Raw genomic sequence first — 23,461 nt, 5'->3', positions numbered from 1 at the left:
TTTATGAGGAAGTGTTATTGAAGAGCCGTGTGTGGGCAATCTGCAAGCACGGTTCTGCGAGGGGCACGACAGCCCGATAGGGCTGTCACCACAAGGAGGTTATAAAGATGTCTACTCAACAAAAAATCGGTCTTGAAGAAAAATTGAGTAATATAGAACAAGAAAAGGAAAAAATTCAAAGCGATTTTAATATGTTGGAGAAAAAGGAATCCGACATCAAGACATTTTTAACTGATAAAATCACGGAACTTAAACAGAAAATAGAACACTGGCCGCCCTGGCAGAAAAAGTCAAAAATTGATAAAACATCCCGGATAAAAAACCTAGCGGATTTATTTTCAGTATTGAACGATGAATTATCAATCACTGAAAATACGGAATATAGCAAGGATATTGTTGACGGCACAGATGCGGATATTCTAAAATCCGGCGGTATCTTTTTCGTCTATAAGTCATCTGGTGGAAATATCGGCTTTTTAGAAAGAAAGATATTAAAAAATGAAATCAGTTATTACTGGAAAAAAGATATTAACTATTCATTGAAGGGAAAACTGGAAAATATATTCAAGCGGATTGAAAAAGGTGAAAAAAAGTTGCTGATACCGATTGATGTTACATTAGGCACAAAATTAAAAGAAGCGGGTAAAATTGGCGGGCTCCGGAACTGGTTTGTAAAAGGCGGGCCGGTAATGCTACCGATTAGCATAGTAGCATTACTTATAATAGTGATGTCGGCGGAAAGGTTGCTTACATTCAGACGGGAATATACGAATGCCGATGTGCTGATGGAGAGAATAATGGCGCTCTGGGACAGAGGGCACAGAGAGGATGCTATAAAATTATGTGAAACTGTTTCCGGACCGGTAGCAAGAATGTTGCATGTGGGCTTGGAGCATCATCAAAAAGGAATAAAGGTGGTTGAAGAAATGCTGCATGAACAGCATCTTGAAGAACTGCCCAAATTGGAAAAGAATCTCTCCACAATTGCTATATGTACCAGTATCGCTCCTCTTCTGGCGAATACGGTCTGTTTGTAGCCATTCCGGCGTTACTTATACACAATTATTTATCTATAAAAGCGGATAAAATCGCACAGGATTTGGAAAAAAATGCAGTCAAGTTAATCAACTCTTTACGAGATTGAAAAATGAATAGAGTTATTTTAGATTTTGTAATATCCGGCGGACCGGTGATGATACCGATAATAATTTGTTGTCTGGTTGTCTGGTTCTTGATAGTAGAAAAACATTTTTTATTAAAAAAAGAGTCAAGAGATTCAGCGAAATTTACCGAGGATGTAATTCGCTTGCTCGCTGCCAAGAAGATAGAGGAAGTAAAAAGTTTATGCTTGAGCAAACAGAATGCGGTTTCCGATACATTTTTGGAACTCCTTTCTTCCGAGCGGGAAAATCGTGATACTTATCTGGCAACAGCGGAGCAGATTTTTCATGAAAAGTATCCGAAACTTGAAAAGGGTGTTGCTACTATTTCCGTGTTAGCCACTATAGAACCGCTTTTAAGTTTGTTAGGCACGGTAACAGGAATGGTTGCGACATTTACCACGATTACTTTGCACGGAGCCGGTAATCCCCAATTGCTGGCGAAAGGCATCTCGGAGGCATTGATTACTACCGCTTCCGGATTGATGGTTTCCATACCGGCGATGTATTTTCATAATTCTATCTCAAAAAAGATAGACGATATTATGAATGATTTGGAAAAGAGTTCTATGAAATTAATTAATTTTCTAACTCTGAAAAGTACCAATGAATAATTTAAGCGATTATTCCCTTCGTAGAAATAAGAAGATGCCGGAAATAAATATGGCACCCATGGTGGATATAGTTTTTCAACTAATCATTTTCTTTTTAGTAGCCGCTACATTTACGCTTGAAACTGGAGTAACTGTACGAAAACCAAAAGCAAGCACTGCATCAGAAGTGTCAAGAGAAAGTATATTCGTGGCGGTAACAAAAGAAGGAACGATTCATATAAATAAGCGGCAAGTGGACAGAACAACCCTCAACAAAATTATTAAGGATACATTGGGAAAAACTGCGGACAGACCCGTTGTCATTATTGCGGATAAGGATTCACTGACCGGAACGGTGATAGAAGTTATAAAATTAAGCCAAAAGAAAAAACACAGCCCGGAGAGAAAGAGAATAAAATCACAAAGCCGCGACCTGCTACCATTGAACTTATTCGGAAAATTGGTTTTGAACTTGACCCCGAGGCACTTACAAGCGAAGTAGATTTAATTGCTCCTGCGGTTACATATGATTTAAACGAGGTTGACCGTTTGCCGCAAGTGACTGAATACATAGAAGCCGAATATCCTGAAAATGCTTTAATTAAAGGTATAGAAGGCACCGTAACATTGAAAATTCTTGTTGATACCGACGGCAGAGTAGTAATTGTAAAAATAAGAAAGATAAGTTCGCCAATATTGAGAGGTCCCGCTGTAATTGAAGTGGGTAACACCAAAATCGCCATCGGCAGGGGAATGGCACAGAAAATAATTATTGAGATAGAGAAATAGTCAACAGTCCACCATCAATAGACCACAGAAAATTATTAAAAGGAGGTCTGCGATGCGTAAAATATTATTAATGGGAAATCCTAATGTCGGTAAAAGCGTAATTTTTTCTCACCTGACCGGTATAAATGTCATTGCTTCCAATTATCCGGGAACTACGGTTGAATTCACAAAGGGCTATCTGAAAATCAGTGATGAAAAGTACGAGGTTATAGATGTTCCTGGAACATATACGCTTGATGCAACCTCAAAAGCGAAAGAGGTCGCAGTTGAAATGCTCAAAGAAGGTGGGAGAGGAGACATTATAATAAATATCGTTGATTCAACCAATCTTGAAAGGAATCTGAACCTGACCTTGCAAATACTTAAAAAAAAGGTTCCGACACTAATAGTGCTTAATTTCTGGGATGAGACGAAACATACAGGGATTTCCATAGATGCCAAAAAACTTGAAGAAATTTTTGGTGTCACTGTTATTCCGACTTGTGCTGTAACAGGTGAGGGCTTAAAAGAATTGGTCTCAAATTTGAAAAATGCAAAAATCAGCAATTTTGAATACGAAACAGAAAATAAATGGTGCGTTATCGGTAATATCATTGAAGCAGTTCAAAAAACATTTCACAGACATCATACTTTTCTTGAACGGCTTGGCGATTTGACAATAAAGCCATTAACCGGTATCCCTGTTGCATTGATTGTTCTTGTTTTGACATTTGCAATTGTCAGATTCCTCGGTGAAAGTTTGCTGAACAATGTACTTGACCCGATTTTCAATAGTTATTATTGTTTTGCTTGTCGCATTTCTGTCTGCCACATTTTTAAATCTTATATTATAAACCTACCATTTACAAATTTATCTGTTTATTTACAATTTTTTTATTTTTTGTATAATTAGATTGTTGAAACAAGCTCGTAATCAAAATGCGGCTAAAAAAAATCCTGTTTTTGAAAATCCCGATGGTTTTTAATATCTTGGTTTTTGTTGTTCTGGTAGTATTGATTTGGGGCTGGTTTTCATCATCATTGATAATGAAGGTTACTCGGCTTGCACTTGAGATTAGCCCTAAAAATTTTGGGTTAAAATTTGAAGATATAGAATTTAACACAACTGATGGTATAAAAATCTATGGCTGGTTTATTTACGCTGAACCAAAATCTGATAGGACGATAATCATCTGTCACGGTTGGGGTGCGAATAAATCTGATGTTTTGCCGTCTACGATGTATCTGTTGAAAAGTGGGTTTAATCTGTTGTATTTTGATTTCAGGAATCACGGTGCTAGTGGTGGAACCGTTTCATCACTTGGGAAACTGGAATCGTTAGATTTGTCTTGTGCGATTGAATATCTCAAAAAAACAAAACCAGCACAATCTAATAAAATAGGTGTTTATGGTATTTCAATGAGTGGTGCAGTTGCAATACTTACTGCGGCAACTGATAGTCGTATAGAAACGGTTGTTGTTGATTCAGCATTTTCCAGTTTTAATTATATTGTTGCAAGGTATGCCAAACTTTTTTATAAGATTCCTAAATACCCATTTATACCGATAACATTATTATTTACGAGATTACGACTTGGGTTTAATCCCGACGAATTTTCAGCAATTTATTTTGTTTCTAAAATCTCGCCGCGTCCTGTATTTTTTATTCACGGTGAGAATGACGACCGAATTCCAGTTGACGAATGCAAAAAATTGTATAATCTTGCTGGTGAGCCAAAAGAAATATGGATTGTTCCCAATGCAGACCATATGGAATCACACAGCAAAAATCCGGTTGAATATGAAAAGAAAGTTGGTAGTTTTTTTGTAAAATACTTATGAAAATTATACAAAAACCGAAGCAAGTCCAGGATATTATAAAAAGGCTCAAACAACAAAAAAAGCTAATCGGTTTTGTGCCAACGATGGGTGCATTACATCAAGGTCATATTTCGTTAATTCATCGTGCACGAAAAGAAAACGATATTGTTGTGGTTAGCATTTTTGTTAATCCGACACAGTTCACACCTGACGAGGATTTTACAAGGTATCCGAGGTCGTTTAAAAAAGATGTCGCAATTTGCCGAAACGAAAGAGTTGATATCATTTTCGCCCCGAAGCTGGAAGTTATGTATCCCGAAAATTATCTGACATATATAACTGTTGAAAAACTTTCAGATATTATGTGTGGACAGTTTCGGCAGGGGCATTTCAGGGGTGTTGCTACGATTGTTGCCAAACTTTTTAATATCGTTCAGCCTGATAAAGCATATTTTGGCTTAAAGGACTATCAGCAATCAGTAATTATCAGAAAGATGGTTGATGACCTGAATCTTCCAATACAAGTTATCACCTGCCCGACTGTTCGTGGAGAAGATGGGCTTGCACTTTCAAGCCGGAATGTCTATTTATCTAACGAAGAAAGAAAAAATGCGTTATCGCTTTCATGCGCTTTACAAAATGTCAAAAATTTGGTAAAATATAACAAGTTGCAAACCGCACAAAGTGTGATTAAAAACATAAAAAAGCGTATTATTTCCTATTTTGATAAAATTGACTATATTGAAGTCCGTGATGCTGAAACGCTTGAAGAAGTAAAATACATCAATAAAAAAGTTGTGATAGCGGTTGCTGTTTCTATCGGTAAAACCCGTCTCATAGATAATGTGATTGTGTAATGCGTTGTCAACTACATACAATCGTTATTTACTTTACAAAGCAGTATAAAAAGGAGGAGGGCATATGTTGTACTTGTTCAGGAAATCGTTTTATGTGAAACCTAAGCTTTTATTTAAGTATCTTTTTTATGCGCTCATGACGGTAGTTTTTACTTCACTTTGTATTTTGTTAGTTATGCGAAGAACAATCTATACTACTGAAGCACTTGAAAATTTAGTCAATGAGGCAGAAATCCGCGCGGTTCAGTCAGCGATTATGTCGCCATTCTGGTGGATAGTTTTAATACTGTTACTTGTGATTGGTATTCAAAGTTTGATAAGGTTTCATCGGCTTGTTGGACCAATTTATGCGTTAGAACGAATCATAGAGCAGATTAAACAGGGTTGTATTGGTGGGCATATCTATCTGCGTAGACACGATGAACTAAAAGACCTTGCTAAAGGGATTGAGGATATGTCAAATACATTAAAATGCTACATAGAAAAGGATAGAAAAATAATTGATTCAATTACTGCACAACTCACTGAAATGACTGACTTAACTAACCAGCCTGAACTAAAAAATCGGTTACTAAAAATTAAAGACCAACTTGCCAAGATTACAACTGATTTCCATATAAAAGGATGAACGCTTCGTTTAATTCCACGAATAAACCATCACAATTACGATTAAATTTCTGGGCGCTCCAGATGTATACTGAATGCCCGCTGAAGTATAAGTTTCATTATATAGAAAGCGCAGGTGGACTTGGAACACTATATCATCAAGAACGACCATTCTTATCATTTGACGAAAGTATCCATAAAACACTTGCAAAATTTTTCAAATTAAAAACTGCTTCATACCGAACACTAAAAACACTCCATAACCTGCTGAAAGATAACTGGCTTTCTAAGGGCTATATCTCAAAAGAAGAAGAAGCGGATTGGAAAAGCCAGGCAAACTCGTTATTAGAACGGTTCTCAAAAACATTTGATATCAAACTCCAGCCATATCTGGTTGACGAGTATTTTGAAATTCCTATTGGTGAAGATGGGGTGAGGTATACACTCTTTGGCACGATTGACCGTGTAGACGAGATAGCCGATGGGGAGGGGGGCTACGAAATAATTGATTACAAAACACGCCGAACTTTATTCTCTCAAAAAGAGGTTGAAGATGATTTACAACTCGCTATTTTTCAACTTGCGTGTGCTAAAAAATTTAATATCGTCGCAAATAAGTTATCAATAATGTTTCTGAATTTTGATAAGAAAATGACTGTAACAAAACCAGCCGAGAATATCAAACATACCGAAACTAAAATCTTACAAATTGCTAATAAAATAAAAACGGATACAGAGTTTAACCCGACGCCGAACCCATACTGTAATGTCTGCGATTACAATGTAATATGTCCTGCGATGGGTATCGGGTTGGAAATTGTCAGAACACTTGATAAAGAAGACAGTTTTAGAAAGACAATCGGCCATCTGGAAATGATCAGAAACGACTTATATGCGCTCCATAAAGCGAGCAACGAACTCGCTGGGATTTTAGAGGTGCCGATTCTAACCGAAAAAATTATCAATATCTTTGTAGAACTTGCAAAAGTAGAAAAAGGACTGCTATGTCTGATAAATGATGAAGGTAAATTTGCGCCCAAAGTATCTGTAGGGCTTGAAGGTATAAAAATAGATAAATTGTGTCCCCCTGACGGCTGCAAACTGAAAGTCAGGTCAGCAGAGATAATAAACGATATGTATACCGACGACCGATTCAGATACCTAATTACAAAAATTTCTGATATCCAGTCGGCGATAATTTTACCGCTTATCGTCGCTGAAAGTATAGAAGGAATACTGATATTAATGAACAAAAAAAATAAGACAAAGTTCAACAATTATGATTTAGTATTTTTGAATAATTTGAGTGATAGCGCAGCAATCGCACTTCATAACGCCCAACTTTATGAACTCGCAATCACTGACGGCTTAACAAAACTTTACATTCATCGCTATTTTCAAACCCGATTAGAAAGCGAACTTATCCGTGCTAAAAGATACAATTCTAATATATCACTGCTTATGCTGGATATAGACCATTTCAAAAAAATAAACGATACCTACGGTCATCAGGAAGGCGATTATGTGCTTAAAAAATTTGCAAGAATCCTGATGGATAATATCAGAAAAGTTGATATTCCTGTTCGGTATGGTGGTGAAGAGTTCACAATCATTCTGCCTGAAACAGGGCTTGCAGGTGCCGAGCAGGTTGCTGAACATCTCAGATGTCTTGTTGAGCAGGAAGATTTCATAATAGACACCAAACGAGTACCGGTTACAACAAGCGTAGGTGTTGCCTGCTGGGATAAAATTGCCAGCAAAGAAGAGTTTATAGAACAGTCAGATAAAGCGCTTTATCAGGCAAAACACGAAGGCAGAAACAGAGTGTGCAAATTTTTGTTAAGTCAATAATAGGCATAATTTTAATCCCGTTTGTTTGGGGATTGTTGGTATCATTTTGGAAACTTGTAGTTCCGCTGTTTCCATTAGGCTCGTCAGAGATATGGTTTATTTCAGGTTTTGCGTTTTTTTTTGTTATTTTTTTGATAAAACCTCTACCGAACAGATTTTATATTTTCGGGCATGAACTTACACATGCGTTCTGGGCGATATTATTCAGAGGACGGGTTAGAGAGTTTAATGTCCACTCAAAAACCGGAAGTGTGCTTACAACAAAAAGTAATTTCCTTATCTCGCTCGCTCCGTATTTTTTTCCGATTTATACTTTTCTAATAATCGCTGTTTTTTATCTGCTTGTTTTTTTTGTAGATGTTGCTAAATATATTGAATGGCTGTTTTTGTTAGTTGGTGTATCATACTCATTCCATATTTTTTTAACTTTTGACTCATTATCAGTCGGTCAGTCGGATATAAAAAAAACCGGTCGGATATTTTCGTATATTGTAATTTTTATGCTGAATTTAGTAATGGCTGTCGTAGTACTCAAATTCGTTTCGCCTGACAAGGTTTTTCTGAAAAAGTATGTTATCAATAGCAAGAATACTGCCACAGAGATTTACAGATATTTAGTTTTTTATTTGCAATTTTTTATTTTTTTTGTATAATCTAAAATATAGAAACCAGTGAGGTGTTTATGTATGCGATAATTGATATTGGTGGTAAGCAGTATAAAGCAGAACAAGGTAAAATAATAAGGGTGGATTTGCTTGACAAGGAAATTGGTGATGTAGTTGAGTTCAACCCGGTATTTGTTTCTGGTGATGGTAATAAAATTCAAACAACACCATCCGCAAAAGTGGTAGGTCGGATTATAAAACAGATAAAAGATAAAAAAATAGTTGTATTCAAAAAGCGACCTAAAAAAGGCTACAAAAAAACAATCGGGCACAGACAAAATTATACGGAAGTAGAAATAACAGAGATAAAATAGGGAGGCAGTGTGAAAAGGTGGCTATGTGGATAAGTGGTTAGTGGTTAGTAAAAACTTAATCACTTAATCACTTAATCACTGGTATTATTATGGCACACACAAAATCGCAGGGTTCTACAGGAAACGGTAGGGATTCAGCAGGTCAGCGGCTTGGGATAAAATGTTTTGATGGCGAAGTAATTCCTGCTGGCAGTATTATTGTTCGTCAGCGTGGCAGAAAATATCAGCCAGGACTTAATGTTGGTGTTGGCAAAGATGATACGCTTTTTGCAAAAATTAACGGTAAAATTAAGTTCCAGTGGATAAGCCAGAATAAGAAAAAAGTAAATGTAATTCCAGCATAAACCCACGCAGATTACCGCTGATACTTATACGCGGATTGCCGCTGATTTTTCTGCGGATATCTGCGTTTTTTATGTTCATAGATAAAGCGAAACTTTTTATCAAAGCAGGAAATGGTGGTGATGGCTGCCTTTCGTTTCATAGAGAAAAATACAGACCTTTAGGTGGACCTGATGGTGGTAATGGTGGAAAAGGTGGCGATGTAATAATCGTCGGCGACGAAAACTTAAAAACACTTCTGGATTTGCAACGGCATCCTCGGTATAAAGCAAAAGATGGTGAACACGGCAGTGGAAATAATCGCTACGGTAAAACCGCTGAAAATCTGGTAATAAAAGTTCCGATTGGTACAATTGTCAAAAAAAATAATGAAATTATCGCAGACATTACGAAACATAATCAAGAAGTTATAGTTGCTAAAGGTGGTCGCGGTGGCAGAGGTAATGCTTCGTTTAAGTCGTCAAAAAATACTGCACCGCGTATCAAAGAATTAGGTCAACCCGGCGAAGAATGTGTTGTTGAGTTGGAATTGAAACTTATCGCAGATGTCGGAATCATTGGCTATCCTAATGCAGGTAAATCAACTTTTTTAGCAAAGGTCTCGTCGGCAAAACCAAAAATCGCCGACTATCCGTTTACTACACTAACACCTAATTTAGGTGTAGTAAATTTTTACAAAGGGGGGGAGGTGGTGGGAGGGGGTGAAGGGGGGAAGGCACTTGTATTTGCAGATATCCCCGGACTTATTGAAGGCGCATCTTCGGGTAAAGGGTTAGGTCATGATTTTTTAAGACATATAGAGCGAACGAAAATTCTTGTTCATATTGTTGATGTTTTCGGATATAATAAAAAAAATGCATATTCAACATATACTGCAATAAACAAAGAGTTAAAAAAATACTCAACCGAACTTGCAAAAAAATTACAGATTATAGCAATCAATAAAATTGATTTAGTAGGAAAGGGCAATTGGAGGAAGTCAGCAAAAATTTTCAGAACCAAGAAAAAAAAAGTTTTCCCAATTTCTGCATTAACCGGTGAGGGACTTAAACCACTGTTAACAGAAATTTTTACAAAAATTGAGACAGTAAAAGAAAAAAAACCGACTGAATTAAAATACGTCCATTACAGATACGAGCCTGAATTTTCAGTCCATAAAAAAGGCAATATTTTTTATATTACAGGTAGAAAAATATCTGACCTTGTTGCAATGACCGATTTTTCAGAACAGGAATCATTATCAAGATTCCAGAATATACTCAAAAAAATCGGTATAGAAAAAAAATTGAAAGATGCTGGTGTGCTTGCAGGTGATACTGTAAAGGTGGCTAATTATGAATTCATTTATGAAGAGTAGAGTTGTCGTAAAAATCGGAAGTGTGATAATTTTGGATGAATTTCATCTACAAGAAATAGCAGATAAAATCGCTTCATTCCAAAAAACAGGTAATGAAGTAATAATTGTTTCTTCAGGCGCTATAGCAACCGGTAATGAAAAACTTGGATTTAAGAAAAGACCTGACAACCTTATCTCAAAACAAGCATTTGCATCAATTGGGCAAGTCGGTTTAATGAATAAATGGACAAATGTCCTTTTAAACCATAATATTCCCGTCGCACAGATACTTCTTACAAAAGATGATTTTGAAAACAGGGATAGATACCTTAACGCAAGAAATACAATCCTGCAACTTTTATCGTGGGGCATAATTCCAGTCATCAACGAGAATGATACTGTTGCAACTGAAGAAATAAATTTTGGCGATAATGATACGCTATCCGCACTTGTCGCCTCCAAAATTGATGCTAACTATCTGATTATTTTTACGGATGTAGATGGTCTGTATGATAGTGACCCTAAGAAAAATAAAAATGCTACACTAATCACAGAAATAAAAAAAATTTCGGCTGATATAGAAAATTATGCATCAAAAAAGGGTGGGGGGGGGGAGGTAATCGGTTCTGGTTTCTCGGTTGGCGGGATGCTATCAAAAATAAAGGCAGCAAAAATAGCAACCGCTTCCGGTGTGGAAACATTTATCACAAACGGCAAAAAAAAGGGGGGGAATGTATGCATATCAGATATTATTTCCGGTCGTGTTGAGTGCACGAAATTTTTAACCCAGGTGAAAATTGATAGCCGAAAAAAATGGATTGCGTTCGGTGCAAAAAACGCCGGAAAGATTGTAATTGATGAAGGTGCTGCCAGAGCATTGATTGAGAAAGGGAAAAGTTTGTTACCAAGCGGTATTATTGATGTTGATGGCGATTTTTACAAGGGTGATGCTGTAAGTATTATTCATAAAAATAAAGAGATTGCTCGCGGGATTGTGTTTTATTCTGCCGAAGATATCAAAAAAATTAAAGGACATAAAACACAAGATATAGAAAAAATACTCTCCAGAAAGGACTATGACGAAGTCATTCACCGAGATAATCTTGTAGTAATAACAATAGAAACAACCACCGAAAAAAGTACTTGACAGAATGCATATTTTTTGTTATACTTTTGCCAGAGGTTAAAGAAATGGTTAACAGTGCAGTCATTGCGAGGAATGAAATGACGAAGCAATCTCATATCACTAATCACTATTCACTAATCACTGATTTTGCGGGTGTATGTGGGGGGGGTAGTTACCGACGACAGAATCAAGAATTAAGAAATAAGAATATAGAATTTGTAGTGGCGAATTTATTCACCCGATTATTTGTAGTCGCAGGGTTTCCCTGCGTTTTTTATTTTTTGTAGTGCGAGTCCTTAAGGTTCGCTTTTTCTTTTTGGAATCAAAATGTAAGCAAATGCTTACATTTGAATTTTGCTCGTCGGTAAATCAGCGAAATCCAATTCGAACAAATGTTCTAAATCAATTTTTAACTTGTAATTCCCTGTAGCTCTGCCACAGGGTAGTTCATTCTGATGTTACAGATGCATTAGAGGGACTTTCAGCAGGGTTGACGGAAGGCGGGAAGACGGATGCGAAGGAGAAGGAGTTTGCAAAAGAATGTGCAGAACGGCTCTCAAAGCGGAAAACACTTGATGCCAAGCAGGAGGCAGCAAAGACTGCACAGCAAACACTTACCGAAGAGTTAGAAAAGCAAGACCACGAAGACCGCCTGTTTTTTGGTAAAGTGGTAAGTTATCTGGAGTCAAAATTAGGCAAATTCTCAGAAGAGATGCAGCGATACGGGATACCACCAAGAAAACTCGGTGGCAGGAAAGGTCCGAGACCAGAAAAGGCAGGTTAAAGGATAAAGAAAAAAGAGAAAAGGGAAAAACGATTACAGATTGCAGATTACAGATTGCAGATTTTTAGTAAAAAACTGTAGAATGAACAAAATAATTTCCTCCGTCCCCATTTTCATGCGTTTCTAACTTCAAATCACCCCAGAATTGTTCCTCCGTCTTTACATCATCCCATTTCTCCCACTCCGCCCTATCCAAACCCTTGACTTTTGCCAACTCATCTGCTAATATCTGCATCAGGTTATCCTTTTTTAGAATTAACAACTCTATAGAGGATAACCCTTTTTTTTATTTTTTCAAGGTTTGAACCTCAAAGTTCAAATCTCTTCTTTCCAAACTTACACAAAATATTATACATTACCTACCAGCCATTTTTTATTTGCAATTTTTTTATTTTTTAGTATAATAAAACTGTTAAAAAACCCCACACGATGTCATTCCCGCGAAAGCGTGAATCTACTATGTCCGTCGGAAATGGATTCCCGATAGAGTCATTCGGGAATGACATTTTTCAGTGTTTCCGTGTTTCTGTGGTTAAATTTGACATTACCCAAACTCAAAAACGAGGTGTTTTATGCTAAAATTTAACAAGCGAACAAAAACATTAGAGCAGGACGAGTACAAATATGAACTGCAGGATGTTAAAGAACCGAACCTTTATCGTGATATTTTTCCTTACGGTGAAGTGCCAAAAATTTCGTTCAACTGGCGTGTTATGCCGATGAGTCCGGCAGATGAGATTTGGATTACCGATACAACATTCCGCGATGGACAGCAGTCCCGTCCTCCCTACTTGGTAGAACAGATTGTGAATATTTATAAAATGCTTCATCGTCTTTCAGGTCCTAATGGTGTCATCAGACAGTCGGAATTTTTCTTGTATTCTGATAAGGATAAAGAAGCAATAAGAAAATGTCTTGAACTTGGCTATAAATATCCGGAAATTACCGGCTGGATAAGAGCGCACAAAGACGATTTCAAACTTGTTAAAGCATTAGGGCTTAAAGAAACAGGGATTCTAACATCCGTTTCCGACTACCATATTTTTCTTAAACTTAAAAAAACACGAAAAGAAACGATGAATATGTATCTGGATATTGTTCACTGTGCGCTTGACGAAAAAATAATTCCACGATGCCATTTTGAAGATATTACACGGGCTGACTTCTATGGGTTTGTAGTGCCGTTTGCTCAGGAATTGATGAAACTGGCTAAACAGGCAAATATGCCAGTAAAAATCCGCGCCTGCGATACGCTCGGCTATGGTGTTACATATCCCGGTGTCTCTATGCCACGTTCTGTCAACGGTATAATGTATGGCTTGACGAAATTTGCCGGTGTGCCATCGGAATGGCTGGAATGGCACGGGCATAACGATTTTTATCGCGCATTAACAAATGCGATTGGTGCATGGCTTTATGGTTGCTCGGCTGCTAACGGCTCACTTTTGGGTATCGGTGAACGAACAGGTAACACGCCGACGGAAGCGCTGGTTATTGAATATATCGCATTCAGAGGCGATGCTAATGGAATGGACACGACAGTTATCTCGGAAATTGCAGATTATTTTGAGAAAGAAATCGGGTATCAGATTCCGCCAAATCAGCCATATATCGGCAAAAACTTTAATGTTACCCGTGCAGGAATTCACGCAGACGGACTTCTAAAAGATGAAGAGATTTATAATATTTTTGATACTAATAAAATCCTAAAAAGACCTGTCTCCGTCGGGATTACTGATAAATCAGGTATCGCAGGGATTGTATATTGGATAAGTCATCACTTAAAAGTTAAAGTTGACAAAAATGACCCCGGTGTTGTAAAAATCAAAGAATGGATTGATACCCAGTATGAAGCCGAACGGACAATCGGTATATCCGACGACGAAATGATGCGACTTGTAAAAAAATATCTACCTGAAATCGCAGAACAGACGCCAAAATGAAATACTCGCAAGCGTTCATCCCAACAGTTAAAGAAACACCATCAGATGCGGACACAATCTCGCAGAAGTTGATGCTAAAAGCCGGGCTTATCAGAAAGTTATCGTCGGGTATTTACGAGTGGTTCCCGCTTGGACTGAAAGTTCTGAAAAAGGTTGAACAAATCATCCGAGAAGAAATGAACGCTATTGGCGGGCAGGAACTTTTACTACCTGCACTTTTACCGAAGGATTTGTGGGAAGAAACCGGCAGATGGGAACTCTATGGTAACGAACTTTTTCGTATCAAAGACCGTGCTGAACGAGAGTTCTGTCTCGGGCCTACACACGAAGAAATCATCACAGATATTGTCCGAAAAGAGGTTCGGTCTTACAGGCAACTTACCCCCTCCCCGCTTATGCTTTACCAGTTCCAGACGAAATTCAGAGATGAAATCCGACCTCGGTTTGGTGTGATGCGTGCTAAAGAGTTCTATATGAAAGATGCATACTCGTTTCATGCAACCGAAGAAGATGCAGAACGCTACTATAAATTAGTTTATGATGCATATTCAAAAATCTGTGAACGCTGTGGATTTGGGGGGAGTAAGGGGGGGAAGGGGGGTAAGTTTCGTGTGGTTGAAGCAACAACCGGCGCGATTGGTGGCTCGTTTTCGCACGAGTTTATGGTATTAGCAGATACTGGCGAAGAAGAGATAGTTTCCTGTGAATGTGGCTACGGTGCAAATGTAGAAAAAGCGGAATGTATAAGAGACAGTTCACGAGTTCACGAGTTCACGAGTTCACGAGATTTGGAAGAGGTTCATACACCGAATATGAAAACGGTTGAAGAAGTTGGGAAATTTCTGGATGAGAAACCTGAGAAGTTTATAAAAACGCTTGTTTATCTTGCTGATAAAAAAACTGTGATAGTGCTTGTCAGAGGCGATTACGAGATAAATGAAGCCAAATTAACAAGTTTGCTGAAATGTAATGAACTTATCCTTGCAGACGCTCAAACTGTTGAAAAAATCACAAACGCACCCGTTGGCTTCGCCGGCCCCGTTCACTATCCGCTATCCGCTATCCGCTATCCGCTTGTTGCTGACTATTCAGTAGAAAATATCGTCAACGCAATTTCCGGTGCCAACAAAAAGGACTATCACTTAAAAAACATAAATATCGGCAGAGATTACAAGCCAACTGAAATTGCTGATTTAAGAAAGGTAAAAAAAGACGATATCTGTCCACGCTGTAAAAAACAACCCTTAAAATTTTCACGCGGGATAGAAGTCGGGCATACATTCAAACTTGGCACAAAATATTCCAAGTCAATGAATGCGACTTTTCTGGATGAAAAAGGCAAACAGAATCTTTTTGTGATGTGTTGTTACGGAATAGGTGTATCACGAATTGTTGCCGCTGCAATTGAACAATCTAATGATGAAAACGGAATAATATGGAATAAAGCAATTGCACCATATCAGGCGATAATAATACCTGTAAATTATGATAGTAAAGTAAAAGAAGTAAGCGATAAAATCTATACGGAACTCTCCAAAAAAATGGATGTAATTTTAGACGATCGCGATGAACGAGCTGGTGTAAAGTTTAAAGATGCGGATTTATTAGGGATTCCTATCCGTATAACCGTTTCTGAAAAAACAGTTAAAGAAAATAAAGCAGAGATAAAATACCGGAATGAGAAAACAGCAAAATTGATAGAAATAGAAAAAGTTCTTGCAATGACAAGTGCGGAATTTTTCAAACTTGCCCGGTAGCCAAGCGGTAAGGCAGCGGCCTTTGGAGCCGCCATCGTTGGTTCGAATCCAGCCCGGGCAGGCAATCTGCGTATATGAAAAACACAGTTGCTATTATTCTTGCGGCTGGTGAAGGCACAAGGTTCAAATCAGCCACACCAAAAGTATTACATAATCTGCTCGGTAAAACGATTATTAGCAGAGTAGTTGATACTGTGGAAGGATTGTCGCCACTTTTCCAAAAAATAATAGTTGTAATAGGACACAAGGCAGAATCTATACAGGCAGAACTAACAGGCAGGAACCTGATTTTAGTGACCCAAAAAAAACAGTTAGGCTCTGGTGATGCAGTAAAAAAAGCAGAAACCTGTTTGCGAAATTTTACAGGTAGTATAGTTATTCTATGTGGTGATGTGCCACTGCTGAAAAAAGCAACGCTCCAGAAACTGCTAAAAGTTCATCAACAAAATAATGCAGATTGCACAATACTAACCTGCAAACTTAAACAGCCATTTGGTTATGGCAGGATCGTTCGGGATAGAAATGGTAATGTAGTTTCAATAGTAGAAGAAAAAGATGCATCTGGCGGACTCAAAAAAATTAACGAGATAAATACAGGTATATATGTTTTTAATACAGTTGAACTTTTTTCAGCATTAAAAAGAATAAAAAATAAGAATGTAAAAGGCGAGTATTATCTGACAGATGTTATATCAATCCTTAAACAATCAAACAAAAAAATTATAGCCTGTCCAGTCGATACCGGGAGTGAGATTATGGGTATAAATAACAGAGTAGAATTAGCCAATGCAGAACAGATTTTGAGAAAACAAATTCTGGATAAATTAATGTTATCAGGTGTAACGATTATTGACCCGCAAACAACTTATATTGACGAGACAGTATCAATAGATAAAGACACAACAATTCTGCCGTCTACAATTATTAAAGGTAAAACAAAAATAAAAAGTGGCTGTATGCTCGGTCCGTTCAGTTATATTGAAGATTGCTCAATTAGCAAAAAGGTAGAAATCCGTGCATCATTTGTTTATGGTGCTGAAATTGCTGAGGATGTAAAAATCGGCCCGTTTTCGCATATAAGACGCGAAACAAAAATCTGTGCCCGTTCGCGTATCGGTAATTTTTCTGAAATCAAAAAATCATACATCGGTGAAAATACAAAAGTTTCGCATCTGTCTTATATCGGTGATTCACACCTTGGCAGAAACATAAATATCGGTGCCGGGACAATCACTTGTAATTATGATGGCAAAAATAAACATAAAACTGAAATAGGTGATAATACATTTGTAGGCAGTAATACAAACTTAATAGCACCTATCAAAATTGGTAAAGGTGTCCTGATTGCCGCTGGCTCAACAATTACTGAAGATGTGCCTAATAACAAACTCGCAATCGCGCGTGAACGCCAGATTATAAAAAAAAGAAAATTTTTATTCAGATGAGTATAAAGTTCGCCAAATGATTCCCCTTTTGGAAAAAGGGGAAATATGGGGATTTAAAACAGGAAAATCGGGGGTAAAGACGAATCCAGAAGTCATTTATCGTCGCCAATTTTATCCGAGAAACTTCAAAAAGCAAGAAGGAGGTAGAAACAGTGATAGACGCTAAATTAAAAGTTTTCAGCGGGACCGCTAATACGGAATTGGCAAAAGAGATATGTAGTTTCTTGAAAATCAGGCCAGGCAGTATTGAAGTCGGTCGGTTTCCTGATGGTGAAGTTAGTGTAAAAATAACTGAGAATGTGCGTGGCTGTGATACTTTTGTAATTCAGCCGGTTTCTTCACCTGCGAATGAAAACCTGATGGAACTCCTTATAATTATTGATGCATTACGGCGTGCATCTGCTGAACGAATCACCGCAGTAATACCTTATTATGGTTATTCTCGGCAGGACAGAAAAGCCGAGCCACGAGTGCCTATCAGTGCAAAACTGGTTGCTAATTTGATTACAACCGCTGGTGTCAACAGAGTGCTTACACTTGACCTGCACGCAAGCCAGATTCAAGGCTTTTTTGATATACCGGTTGACCATCTATTTGTCAGACCTGTTTTGGTAGATTATTTTGCAAAGAAAAAACTCAAAAATGTCGTTGTGGTTTCACCTGATGCCGGTGGCGTAGAACGGGCTCGGTCGTTTGCAAAACGGATGAAAGCTGGGCTTGCTATTATTGATAAAAGGCGTATCACACCTGACGAAGCCGCAATTATGAATATTATCGGCGATGTTAAAGCCAAAAATGTTATAATTTTAGACGATATGATTGATACCGGTGGTACACTTGTTAATACAGCGACAACACTTAAAGAAGGTGGTGCGACTGATATCTATGCGGCGGCTGCACATGGCATTTTTGCAGGTAATGCATATAAAAAAATAGAGAAATCAAACATTAAAGAAGTTGTAGTTACAAACTCAATTCATATCAAGAAACGCAGCCGAAAAATAAAGGTATTATCAATTGGTAAACTTTTAGCTGAGGCTATTTTGAGAATACACGAAAGCCGGTCAGTTTCTAAATTGTTTGAATAATTAAAGGAGCAAAGCGACGATGGAAAAGATTGAACTAAACGCAGAGTTGAGAACAGAGTTATCAAAAGGGCGAATAAAACAGTTAAGGGCTTCTGGAAAAATTCCAGCGGTTCTTTATGGAAGCAACGAAAACATAACATTAACAATCAACGCAAATCAGTTTGTTTCGTTGGTTGCGAAAGCCGGCTACAATGCGATTATCAACCTTTTGCTACCTGATAAATCGGCTAAAACGGTTCTGATAAAAGAGATACAAAAAAATGTAGTTACACGAAAAATCAGTCATATAGATTTTTATCTGGTAAGTATGGAGAAAAAAATAGAGGTTGCGATACCAGTAGTATTAGTTGGTGAATCGCCCGGCGTAAAGGCAGGTGGTGTATGTGACCATATCATCAGAGAACTTAAAATAAAATGCCTGCCTACCGAAATACCTGAAAAAATCAGTGTGGATATTTCTAATCTTGAAACAGGACAGACAGTTCTTGTAAAAGATTTAATACTGCCTGAAAATATAGAACTACTTGTCGCTGCTGACCAGATAGTTGTCAACATTGTTTCACCAACAATCCTTGAAGAAGTTGCACCTGGTGCGCCTGTAGAAACTGCTGGAGAGCCCGAGGTGATTGGTAAAGGCAAGAAAGTAGAAGAAGAGGAAGTAGAACTCGCAGCAGAAGGCAAACCTGTTGAACCGAAAAAAGAAATAGCAACTCCCAAGAAGGAAGAAAAACCAGAGAAGAAGTGAACTCGTGAACATATGAACACAAGAACATATGAACGCCTTTAAGTTTATCATCGGGCTCGGGAATCCCGGAAAAAAATATTCTGCGACAAGACACAACATTGGTTTTGCGGTTCTTAATACTTTTGCCGCCAGCGAATCCTTGAAATGGAAAGAATACAAAGAACGGGTATTGATATTTTTATGTGATGATTTTCTGCTTATAAAACCAGTTCTTTTTGTGAACAAAAGCGGTTCTGCAATAATGCCACTGATAAAGAAGTACAATCCCGACCATAACGATATGCTCGTCGTGCATGATGACCTTGACATAGAGTTCGGTCGTATCCAGATAAAAAAAGGCGGTTCTTCTGCGGGTCATAACGGTGTTCAATCCATAATTGATGCAGTTGGTACAGACGAGTTCTGTCGGCTGAGAATCGGCATCGGTCGGCCGCCTGAAAACATAAACCCGGTTGATTTTGTCTTATCAGATTTTACGAAAGATGAATTAAAAAAAATGAAACCGGTAATTTCACGGGCCTCGGAAGCGGTTTCAGTTTTTATTGAAGCGGGAGTGCAAAAAGCAATGAATGTATTCAACAGGCGAGAATAAAAAAGCAGGTTAAAGGGAAAAGGGAAAAGGTTAAAGGTAAAAAGATTTATACCCGCCTTCAGTCGGCTGAAAAAAAGATTCCGACAGGATTTACAGGATTAAAAGACAGCCACAGAAATACACAGAATAACACTGAAAGCAAAAAACTTAACAGAATACTCTGTGAGTTTCTGTGAAATTCAGTGGCAAAAATTAAATTTTATGGTTTTGTCAAGTGTATTGATAATAACGGGTCTTGCAGTTCTGGTTTACGGCGCTAACCTGCTTGTTAAAGGCGCTGTGGAGGTTGCTGAAAAATACGGTATTTCCGAAATTATCGTCGGCTTAACAATCGTTGCATTCGGCACGAGCACCCCTGAACTTGTAGTGAACATCATTTCCGCAATCGGCGGGCAGTCGGAAATAAATCTCGGCAATATAGTAGGCGCCAACATTCACAACATAGCGCTGGTTCTCGGTATAGCGGGATTTTTAAATCCGCTTGCAGTGGATAAAAAAATTATCTCCAGAGATACACCGTTTGCGATATTTGCTTCGGTAGTTTTTATTTTAGCCGGACTAAGCTCGTCTCAAATCAGCCGCATCGATGCTGTTATTTTCCTTGCCTGTTTTTCGTATTTTATGTATTATCTCATAAAGCATGCGCTCGGCGATTACCGGGATTTCAAAACAAGCAACGAAAAAGCTACTGCCACTGTCCCGCTGTCAAAAAGTATATTTCACATAATATCCGGTATTTTTCTTTTGTGGCTCGGTGGCGAAATAACCGTCACAAATTCTGTTAGTTTTGCAAAATGTTTAGGTATTCCCGTTTCGCTTATCGCAATTGTCGTCATTTCCAACGGGACTTCGCTTCCAGAACTCGTCGCTTCAATAATCGCATGGAAAAGAAAAAACAGCGGTATCGCACTCGGTAACATTTTAGGCAGCAATATTTTCAACATTCTTTTTATACTCGGTGTTTCAGGACTTATCAGACCGCTAAAAATTTACGGCTGGTTTTTTATTGATAGCTTACTTATGCTTTTGTTCACATTGCTTTTTATGGGCGTGATATTTTTCAAGAAAGAAAAAATACTAGCGAAAAAAGAAGGCGTGTTTTTCTTTACATGTTATTTTGTATATCTTGTATATGTTATATTAAGGAGGTAGCGGTTATGATAGGTTTATTCGGTGATTTAACAAGCGTCTGGGTGGGGTTGGTTTCGGGATTGGTTGGACTGGCGTTTGTCGGTTATCTTGCGAATAGAATTTTGAAGAAAGACCCCGGTAGTGAAAAGATGATTGCGATTTCTAAATCCATTCAGGACGGTGCGATGGCGTTTTTAGCGCGAGAGTACAAATTCATATGTATTTTCGTGCTTATTCTTGCGGTCATCATCTTTGCCGGTGTTACGAAAAAAACCGCAGTGGCTTTTGTTACCGGAGCCGTTTGTTCAATACTTGCGGGATATATCGGGATGAAAATAGCCACTTCGTCAAATAGCAGAACTGCACAGGCATCTGTAAAATCGGTTGGCGAGGCGATTGATATCGCATTTCCTGGGGGTTCGGTTATGGGGATGTCTGTCGTATCTCTTGGGCTTTTTGGTTTGTCGGTTGTCTATCTGGTTTTTATCTGGCACGGCTTAAAACATCATCCTGACCTTTTTAATGCAATTTTGGAGGCAACGCAACTCATAGCGGGATTTTCAATGGGTGCGTCGTCAGTTGCGCTTTTTGCCCGTGTTGGTGGTGGTATCTATACCAAAGCCGCAGATGTTGGCGCAGACCTCGTCGGTAAAGTAGAAGCCGGTATTCCTGAAGATGACCCGCGTAATCCCGCAGTGATTGCAGATAATGTCGGCGATAATGTTGGCGATGTTGCCGGTATGGGTGCTGATTTGTATGAAAGTTATGTCGGTGCTATCGTTTCAGCACTTGTTATAGCGGCTGCGCCTAATCCTGTAATAGACATAAAGGGTGTCATGCTTTCCTTTCTGCTTGCCGGCTGGGGCATTGTTTCCGCTATCGTCGGAGTGCAGTTTGTAATTTCAGGCGGTGCGAAAACGGATGCTCAAAAAGCGATGAATAACGGAATGGCAGTCAGCGCAATTTTGCTTGCTGTAGGTTCGTTTATTTTATGTAAGGTCTGGTATGGGAATATCGGATTTTTCTGGGCGGTGCTTTCAGGACTTGCAGCTGGAATGATTGTCGGCTTCGTAGCACAGGTTTATACAAGTGGCAAAGCGGTTGAAGAAATAGCAAAAGCGGCCAAAACTGGTCCCGCTACGACGATAATTCAAGGTATGGCAACTGCGATGAAATCAACCGTTGTTCCGCTTGTAGCGATAGCGGTTGCGACGATTGTGGCGTATCAGACGGCGGGTATTTTTGGTATCGCGCTTTCTGCGATAGGAATGCTCGCACTGACAGGTATGACTGTCGCGGTTGATGCATATGGTCCGATTGCCGATAATGCTGCCGGGATTTCAGAAATGGCGCATCTGGGACCTGAGGCAAGAAAACGCTGTGAGAAACTGGATGCGGTCGGCAATACAACTGCTGCAATAGGTAAAGGTTTTGCAATCGGGTCTGCGGCATTAACAGCGCTTGCACTTTTTACCGCATATTCTCAAACGATACATTTGTCCATAATAGACGCACTGAATGCAACGGTGGTTGCTGGAATGTTTATTGGCGGAATCGTTCCTTTTGTTTTCTGTGCTGAAACAATGCAGGCAGTAGGTCGCGCAGCGTTTGGTGTAGTTGAAGAAGTTCGCCGTCAATGGAAAGAGATTCCTGGTTTGATAGAAGGTAAAACAATGCCGGATTCGGCAAAAATTGTTGATATAACCACAAAAGGTGCACTGAAAGAAATGATTTTTCCTGGCGTGATGGCGGTTGTGCTGCCTGTAATTGTCGGCGTTCTTTTGGGCGCTGCTGCGTTGGGCGGCTTTTTGGTTGGCTCGCTTATTACCGGTGTTCCACTTGCGATATTTTTAGCAAATGCCGGTGGTGCATGGGATAATGCAAAAAAATATGTTGAAGAAGGAAACCTCGGCGGCAAGGGCTCCGATGTCCATAAAGCAACTGTTATTGGCGATACTATCGGTGACCCGTTCAAGGATACATCAGGCCCTTCGTTAAACATTCTGCTGAAACTTATGGCTGTCGTGTCGCTCGTGTTTGCACTATCAATTGATAAACTGCACCTCTGGCTTTCTGGCATACTGCCGTTTCTGAGATAACACGGAATAGACGCAAAATAATTGTAGTGGTGGGATTGTATCCCACGATGTAGTTGCAGACCCTTGGTCTGCTGATATGTTTTTGTAGGCACGGTTTTAACCGTGCTAAAAATGTCATTGTGAGGAGTGTAAGCGACGAAGCAATCTCACTAATTCGCGATAATTAGCGTTAGATTCGCGATTATTTGCGTTATTTTATGTATAAAAATAAAAACAGGAAAAAATTACTGCTAAAGGAAGATATTGTAATTTACGACCCCAAAACCCTCGTAAAGAACGATGATTTTGTAAATAAGATAATTTGCGGTAATTCGACCTGAAAAACGGCTATAAACACTATTTTTTTGAGATAGCTCGTCGGAGCCACTATAAAATATATTTGCAAATTCACTCAAATTAAAGGTTTGACCTTTAAAATCGCTCTTTGAATTTTGAAAA

General features: G+C 38.6%; 26 protein-coding genes and 1 tRNA gene. 25 read left to right on the top strand and 2 right to left on the bottom strand.

The features are described from left to right. The first annotated feature begins 107 nt into the window (after window positions 1-107). The 16 genes from AB1349_07185 to AB1349_07110 all read left to right on the top strand — a co-directional run bounded on the left by AB1349_07185 (window position 108) and on the right by AB1349_07110 (window position 12,223). Window positions 108-1,037, top strand: a complete 930-nt coding sequence (locus AB1349_07185; GenBank protein MEW6557121.1) for a hypothetical protein — start codon at window positions 108-110, stop codon at window positions 1,035-1,037. Window positions 1,038-1,147: 110 nt separating this feature from the next. Next, a complete protein-coding gene (locus AB1349_07180) occupies window positions 1,148-1,774 on the top strand; it encodes a MotA/TolQ/ExbB proton channel family protein (GenBank protein MEW6557120.1) in 627 nt (208 codons plus the stop codon). After that, entirely contained in the window at window positions 1,767-2,255 is a 489-nt protein-coding gene (locus AB1349_07175) for a biopolymer transporter ExbD (protein ID MEW6557119.1), read from the top strand. Before AB1349_07180 ends, AB1349_07175 begins: the two co-directional genes overlap by 8 nt. A 56-nt stretch (window positions 2,256-2,311) precedes the next feature. Next, window positions 2,312-2,542: a TonB family protein gene (locus AB1349_07170; GenBank protein ID MEW6557118.1), complete on the top strand. Its 231-nt coding sequence runs from the start codon at window positions 2,312-2,314 to the stop codon at window positions 2,540-2,542. A 52-nt stretch (window positions 2,543-2,594) separates the two neighbouring features. Next, complete coding sequence (locus AB1349_07165; protein MEW6557117.1) at window positions 2,595-3,434, top strand: FeoB small GTPase domain-containing protein; 840 nt, start codon at window positions 2,595-2,597, stop codon at window positions 3,432-3,434. Between the two features lie 26 nt (window positions 3,435-3,460). After that, on the top strand, window positions 3,461-4,363 hold the full coding sequence (locus AB1349_07160) for an alpha/beta hydrolase (protein MEW6557116.1): 903 nt from the start codon (window positions 3,461-3,463) through the stop codon (window positions 4,361-4,363). Then, window positions 4,360-5,199 (top strand): pantoate--beta-alanine ligase, encoded by an 840-nt coding sequence (panC, locus tag AB1349_07155; GenBank protein MEW6557115.1) that lies wholly within the window; start codon window positions 4,360-4,362, stop codon window positions 5,197-5,199. The genes AB1349_07160 and panC overlap by 4 nt, the downstream gene beginning before the upstream one ends. 175 nt (window positions 5,200-5,374) lie before the next feature. Then, the gene (locus AB1349_07150) at window positions 5,375-5,827 is read left to right on the top strand and encodes a hypothetical protein (GenBank protein MEW6557114.1); all 453 of its coding nucleotides are present in this window, start codon (window positions 5,375-5,377) and stop codon (window positions 5,825-5,827) included. Next, on the top strand, window positions 5,824-7,656 hold the full coding sequence (locus tag AB1349_07145) for a diguanylate cyclase (GenBank protein MEW6557113.1): 1,833 nt from the start codon (window positions 5,824-5,826) through the stop codon (window positions 7,654-7,656). The genes AB1349_07150 and AB1349_07145 overlap by 4 nt, the downstream gene beginning before the upstream one ends. Further along, complete coding sequence (locus AB1349_07140; protein ID MEW6557112.1) at window positions 7,632-8,309, top strand: hypothetical protein; 678 nt, start codon at window positions 7,632-7,634, stop codon at window positions 8,307-8,309. Before AB1349_07145 ends, AB1349_07140 begins: the two co-directional genes overlap by 25 nt. Window positions 8,310-8,338: 29 nt before the next feature. Beyond that, complete coding sequence (gene rplU / locus AB1349_07135) at window positions 8,339-8,635, top strand: 50S ribosomal protein L21 (GenBank protein MEW6557111.1); 297 nt, start codon at window positions 8,339-8,341, stop codon at window positions 8,633-8,635. 89 nt (window positions 8,636-8,724) lie between these two features. Beyond that, on the top strand, window positions 8,725-8,979 hold the full coding sequence (gene rpmA, locus AB1349_07130; protein ID MEW6557110.1) for a 50S ribosomal protein L27: 255 nt from the start codon (window positions 8,725-8,727) through the stop codon (window positions 8,977-8,979). Window positions 8,980-9,050: 71 nt separating this feature from the next. Then, window positions 9,051-10,334: a GTPase ObgE gene (gene obgE / locus AB1349_07125; GenBank protein MEW6557109.1), complete on the top strand. Its 1,284-nt coding sequence runs from the start codon at window positions 9,051-9,053 to the stop codon at window positions 10,332-10,334. Then, window positions 10,312-11,460, top strand: coding sequence for a glutamate 5-kinase (gene proB / locus AB1349_07120; protein MEW6557108.1), 1,149 nt, complete (start codon window positions 10,312-10,314; stop codon window positions 11,458-11,460). Before obgE ends, proB begins: the two co-directional genes overlap by 23 nt. A 44-nt stretch (window positions 11,461-11,504) precedes the next feature. Next, entirely contained in the window at window positions 11,505-11,726 is a 222-nt protein-coding gene (locus AB1349_07115; GenBank protein MEW6557107.1) for a hypothetical protein, read from the top strand. 203 nt (window positions 11,727-11,929) lie between these two features. Continuing rightward, window positions 11,930-12,223, top strand: coding sequence for a hypothetical protein (locus AB1349_07110; protein MEW6557106.1), 294 nt, complete (start codon window positions 11,930-11,932; stop codon window positions 12,221-12,223). 64 nt (window positions 12,224-12,287) lie between these two features. Here AB1349_07110 and AB1349_07105 read toward each other — a convergent pair whose 3' ends face one another. After that, entirely contained in the window at window positions 12,288-12,485 is a 198-nt protein-coding gene (locus AB1349_07105; protein MEW6557105.1) for a hypothetical protein, read from the bottom strand. A gap of 310 nt (window positions 12,486-12,795) precedes the next feature. Here AB1349_07105 and AB1349_07100 point away from each other — a divergent pair, with 310 nt between their 5' ends. The 9 genes from AB1349_07100 (at window position 12,796) to AB1349_07060 (ending at window position 23,023) form a co-directional block, all read left to right on the top strand. After that, window positions 12,796-14,166 (top strand): 2-isopropylmalate synthase, encoded by a 1,371-nt coding sequence (locus tag AB1349_07100; protein ID MEW6557104.1) that lies wholly within the window; start codon window positions 12,796-12,798, stop codon window positions 14,164-14,166. Next, window positions 14,163-15,923, top strand: a complete 1,761-nt coding sequence (locus AB1349_07095) for a proline--tRNA ligase (protein ID MEW6557103.1) — start codon at window positions 14,163-14,165, stop codon at window positions 15,921-15,923. The genes AB1349_07100 and AB1349_07095 overlap by 4 nt, the downstream gene beginning before the upstream one ends. Beyond that, a tRNA-Gln gene (locus AB1349_07090) sits at window positions 15,914-15,984 on the top strand. Before AB1349_07095 ends, AB1349_07090 begins: the two co-directional genes overlap by 10 nt. 13 nt (window positions 15,985-15,997) lie before the next feature. After that, window positions 15,998-17,368, top strand: coding sequence for a bifunctional UDP-N-acetylglucosamine diphosphorylase/glucosamine-1-phosphate N-acetyltransferase GlmU (gene glmU, locus AB1349_07085; GenBank protein ID MEW6557102.1), 1,371 nt, complete (start codon window positions 15,998-16,000; stop codon window positions 17,366-17,368). A 152-nt stretch (window positions 17,369-17,520) separates the two neighbouring features. Next, entirely contained in the window at window positions 17,521-18,456 is a 936-nt protein-coding gene (locus tag AB1349_07080; GenBank protein ID MEW6557101.1) for a ribose-phosphate pyrophosphokinase, read from the top strand. Between the two features lie 19 nt (window positions 18,457-18,475). Further along, window positions 18,476-19,201, top strand: coding sequence for a 50S ribosomal protein L25 (locus tag AB1349_07075; GenBank protein MEW6557100.1), 726 nt, complete (start codon window positions 18,476-18,478; stop codon window positions 19,199-19,201). Window positions 19,202-19,229: 28 nt separating this feature from the next. Then, the gene (gene pth / locus AB1349_07070) at window positions 19,230-19,793 is read left to right on the top strand and encodes an aminoacyl-tRNA hydrolase (GenBank protein ID MEW6557099.1); all 564 of its coding nucleotides are present in this window, start codon (window positions 19,230-19,232) and stop codon (window positions 19,791-19,793) included. Window positions 19,794-19,994: 201 nt separating this feature from the next. Then, on the top strand, window positions 19,995-20,945 hold the full coding sequence (locus AB1349_07065; protein MEW6557098.1) for a calcium/sodium antiporter: 951 nt from the start codon (window positions 19,995-19,997) through the stop codon (window positions 20,943-20,945). A 5-nt stretch (window positions 20,946-20,950) separates the two neighbouring features. Next, window positions 20,951-23,023 carry a sodium-translocating pyrophosphatase gene (locus AB1349_07060; GenBank protein MEW6557097.1) on the top strand — a complete coding sequence of 691 codons (2,073 nt, stop codon included), beginning with the start codon at window positions 20,951-20,953 and terminating at the stop codon, window positions 23,021-23,023. A gap of 230 nt (window positions 23,024-23,253) precedes the next feature. On the opposite strand, the gene AB1349_07055 is transcribed toward AB1349_07060, so the two are convergent. Further along, window positions 23,254-23,461: hypothetical protein (locus AB1349_07055; GenBank protein ID MEW6557096.1), on the bottom strand; the 208-nt coding region annotated here is incomplete at its 5' end.

It is taken from the genome of Elusimicrobiota bacterium (assembly GCA_040757695.1).
In the GTDB taxonomy this organism is placed as follows: Bacteria; Elusimicrobiota; UBA8919; order UBA8919; family UBA8919; genus JBFLWK01.
Note: the sequence above shows the minus strand (reverse complement) of the source record. Positions and strands in the feature narration are given on the sequence as shown.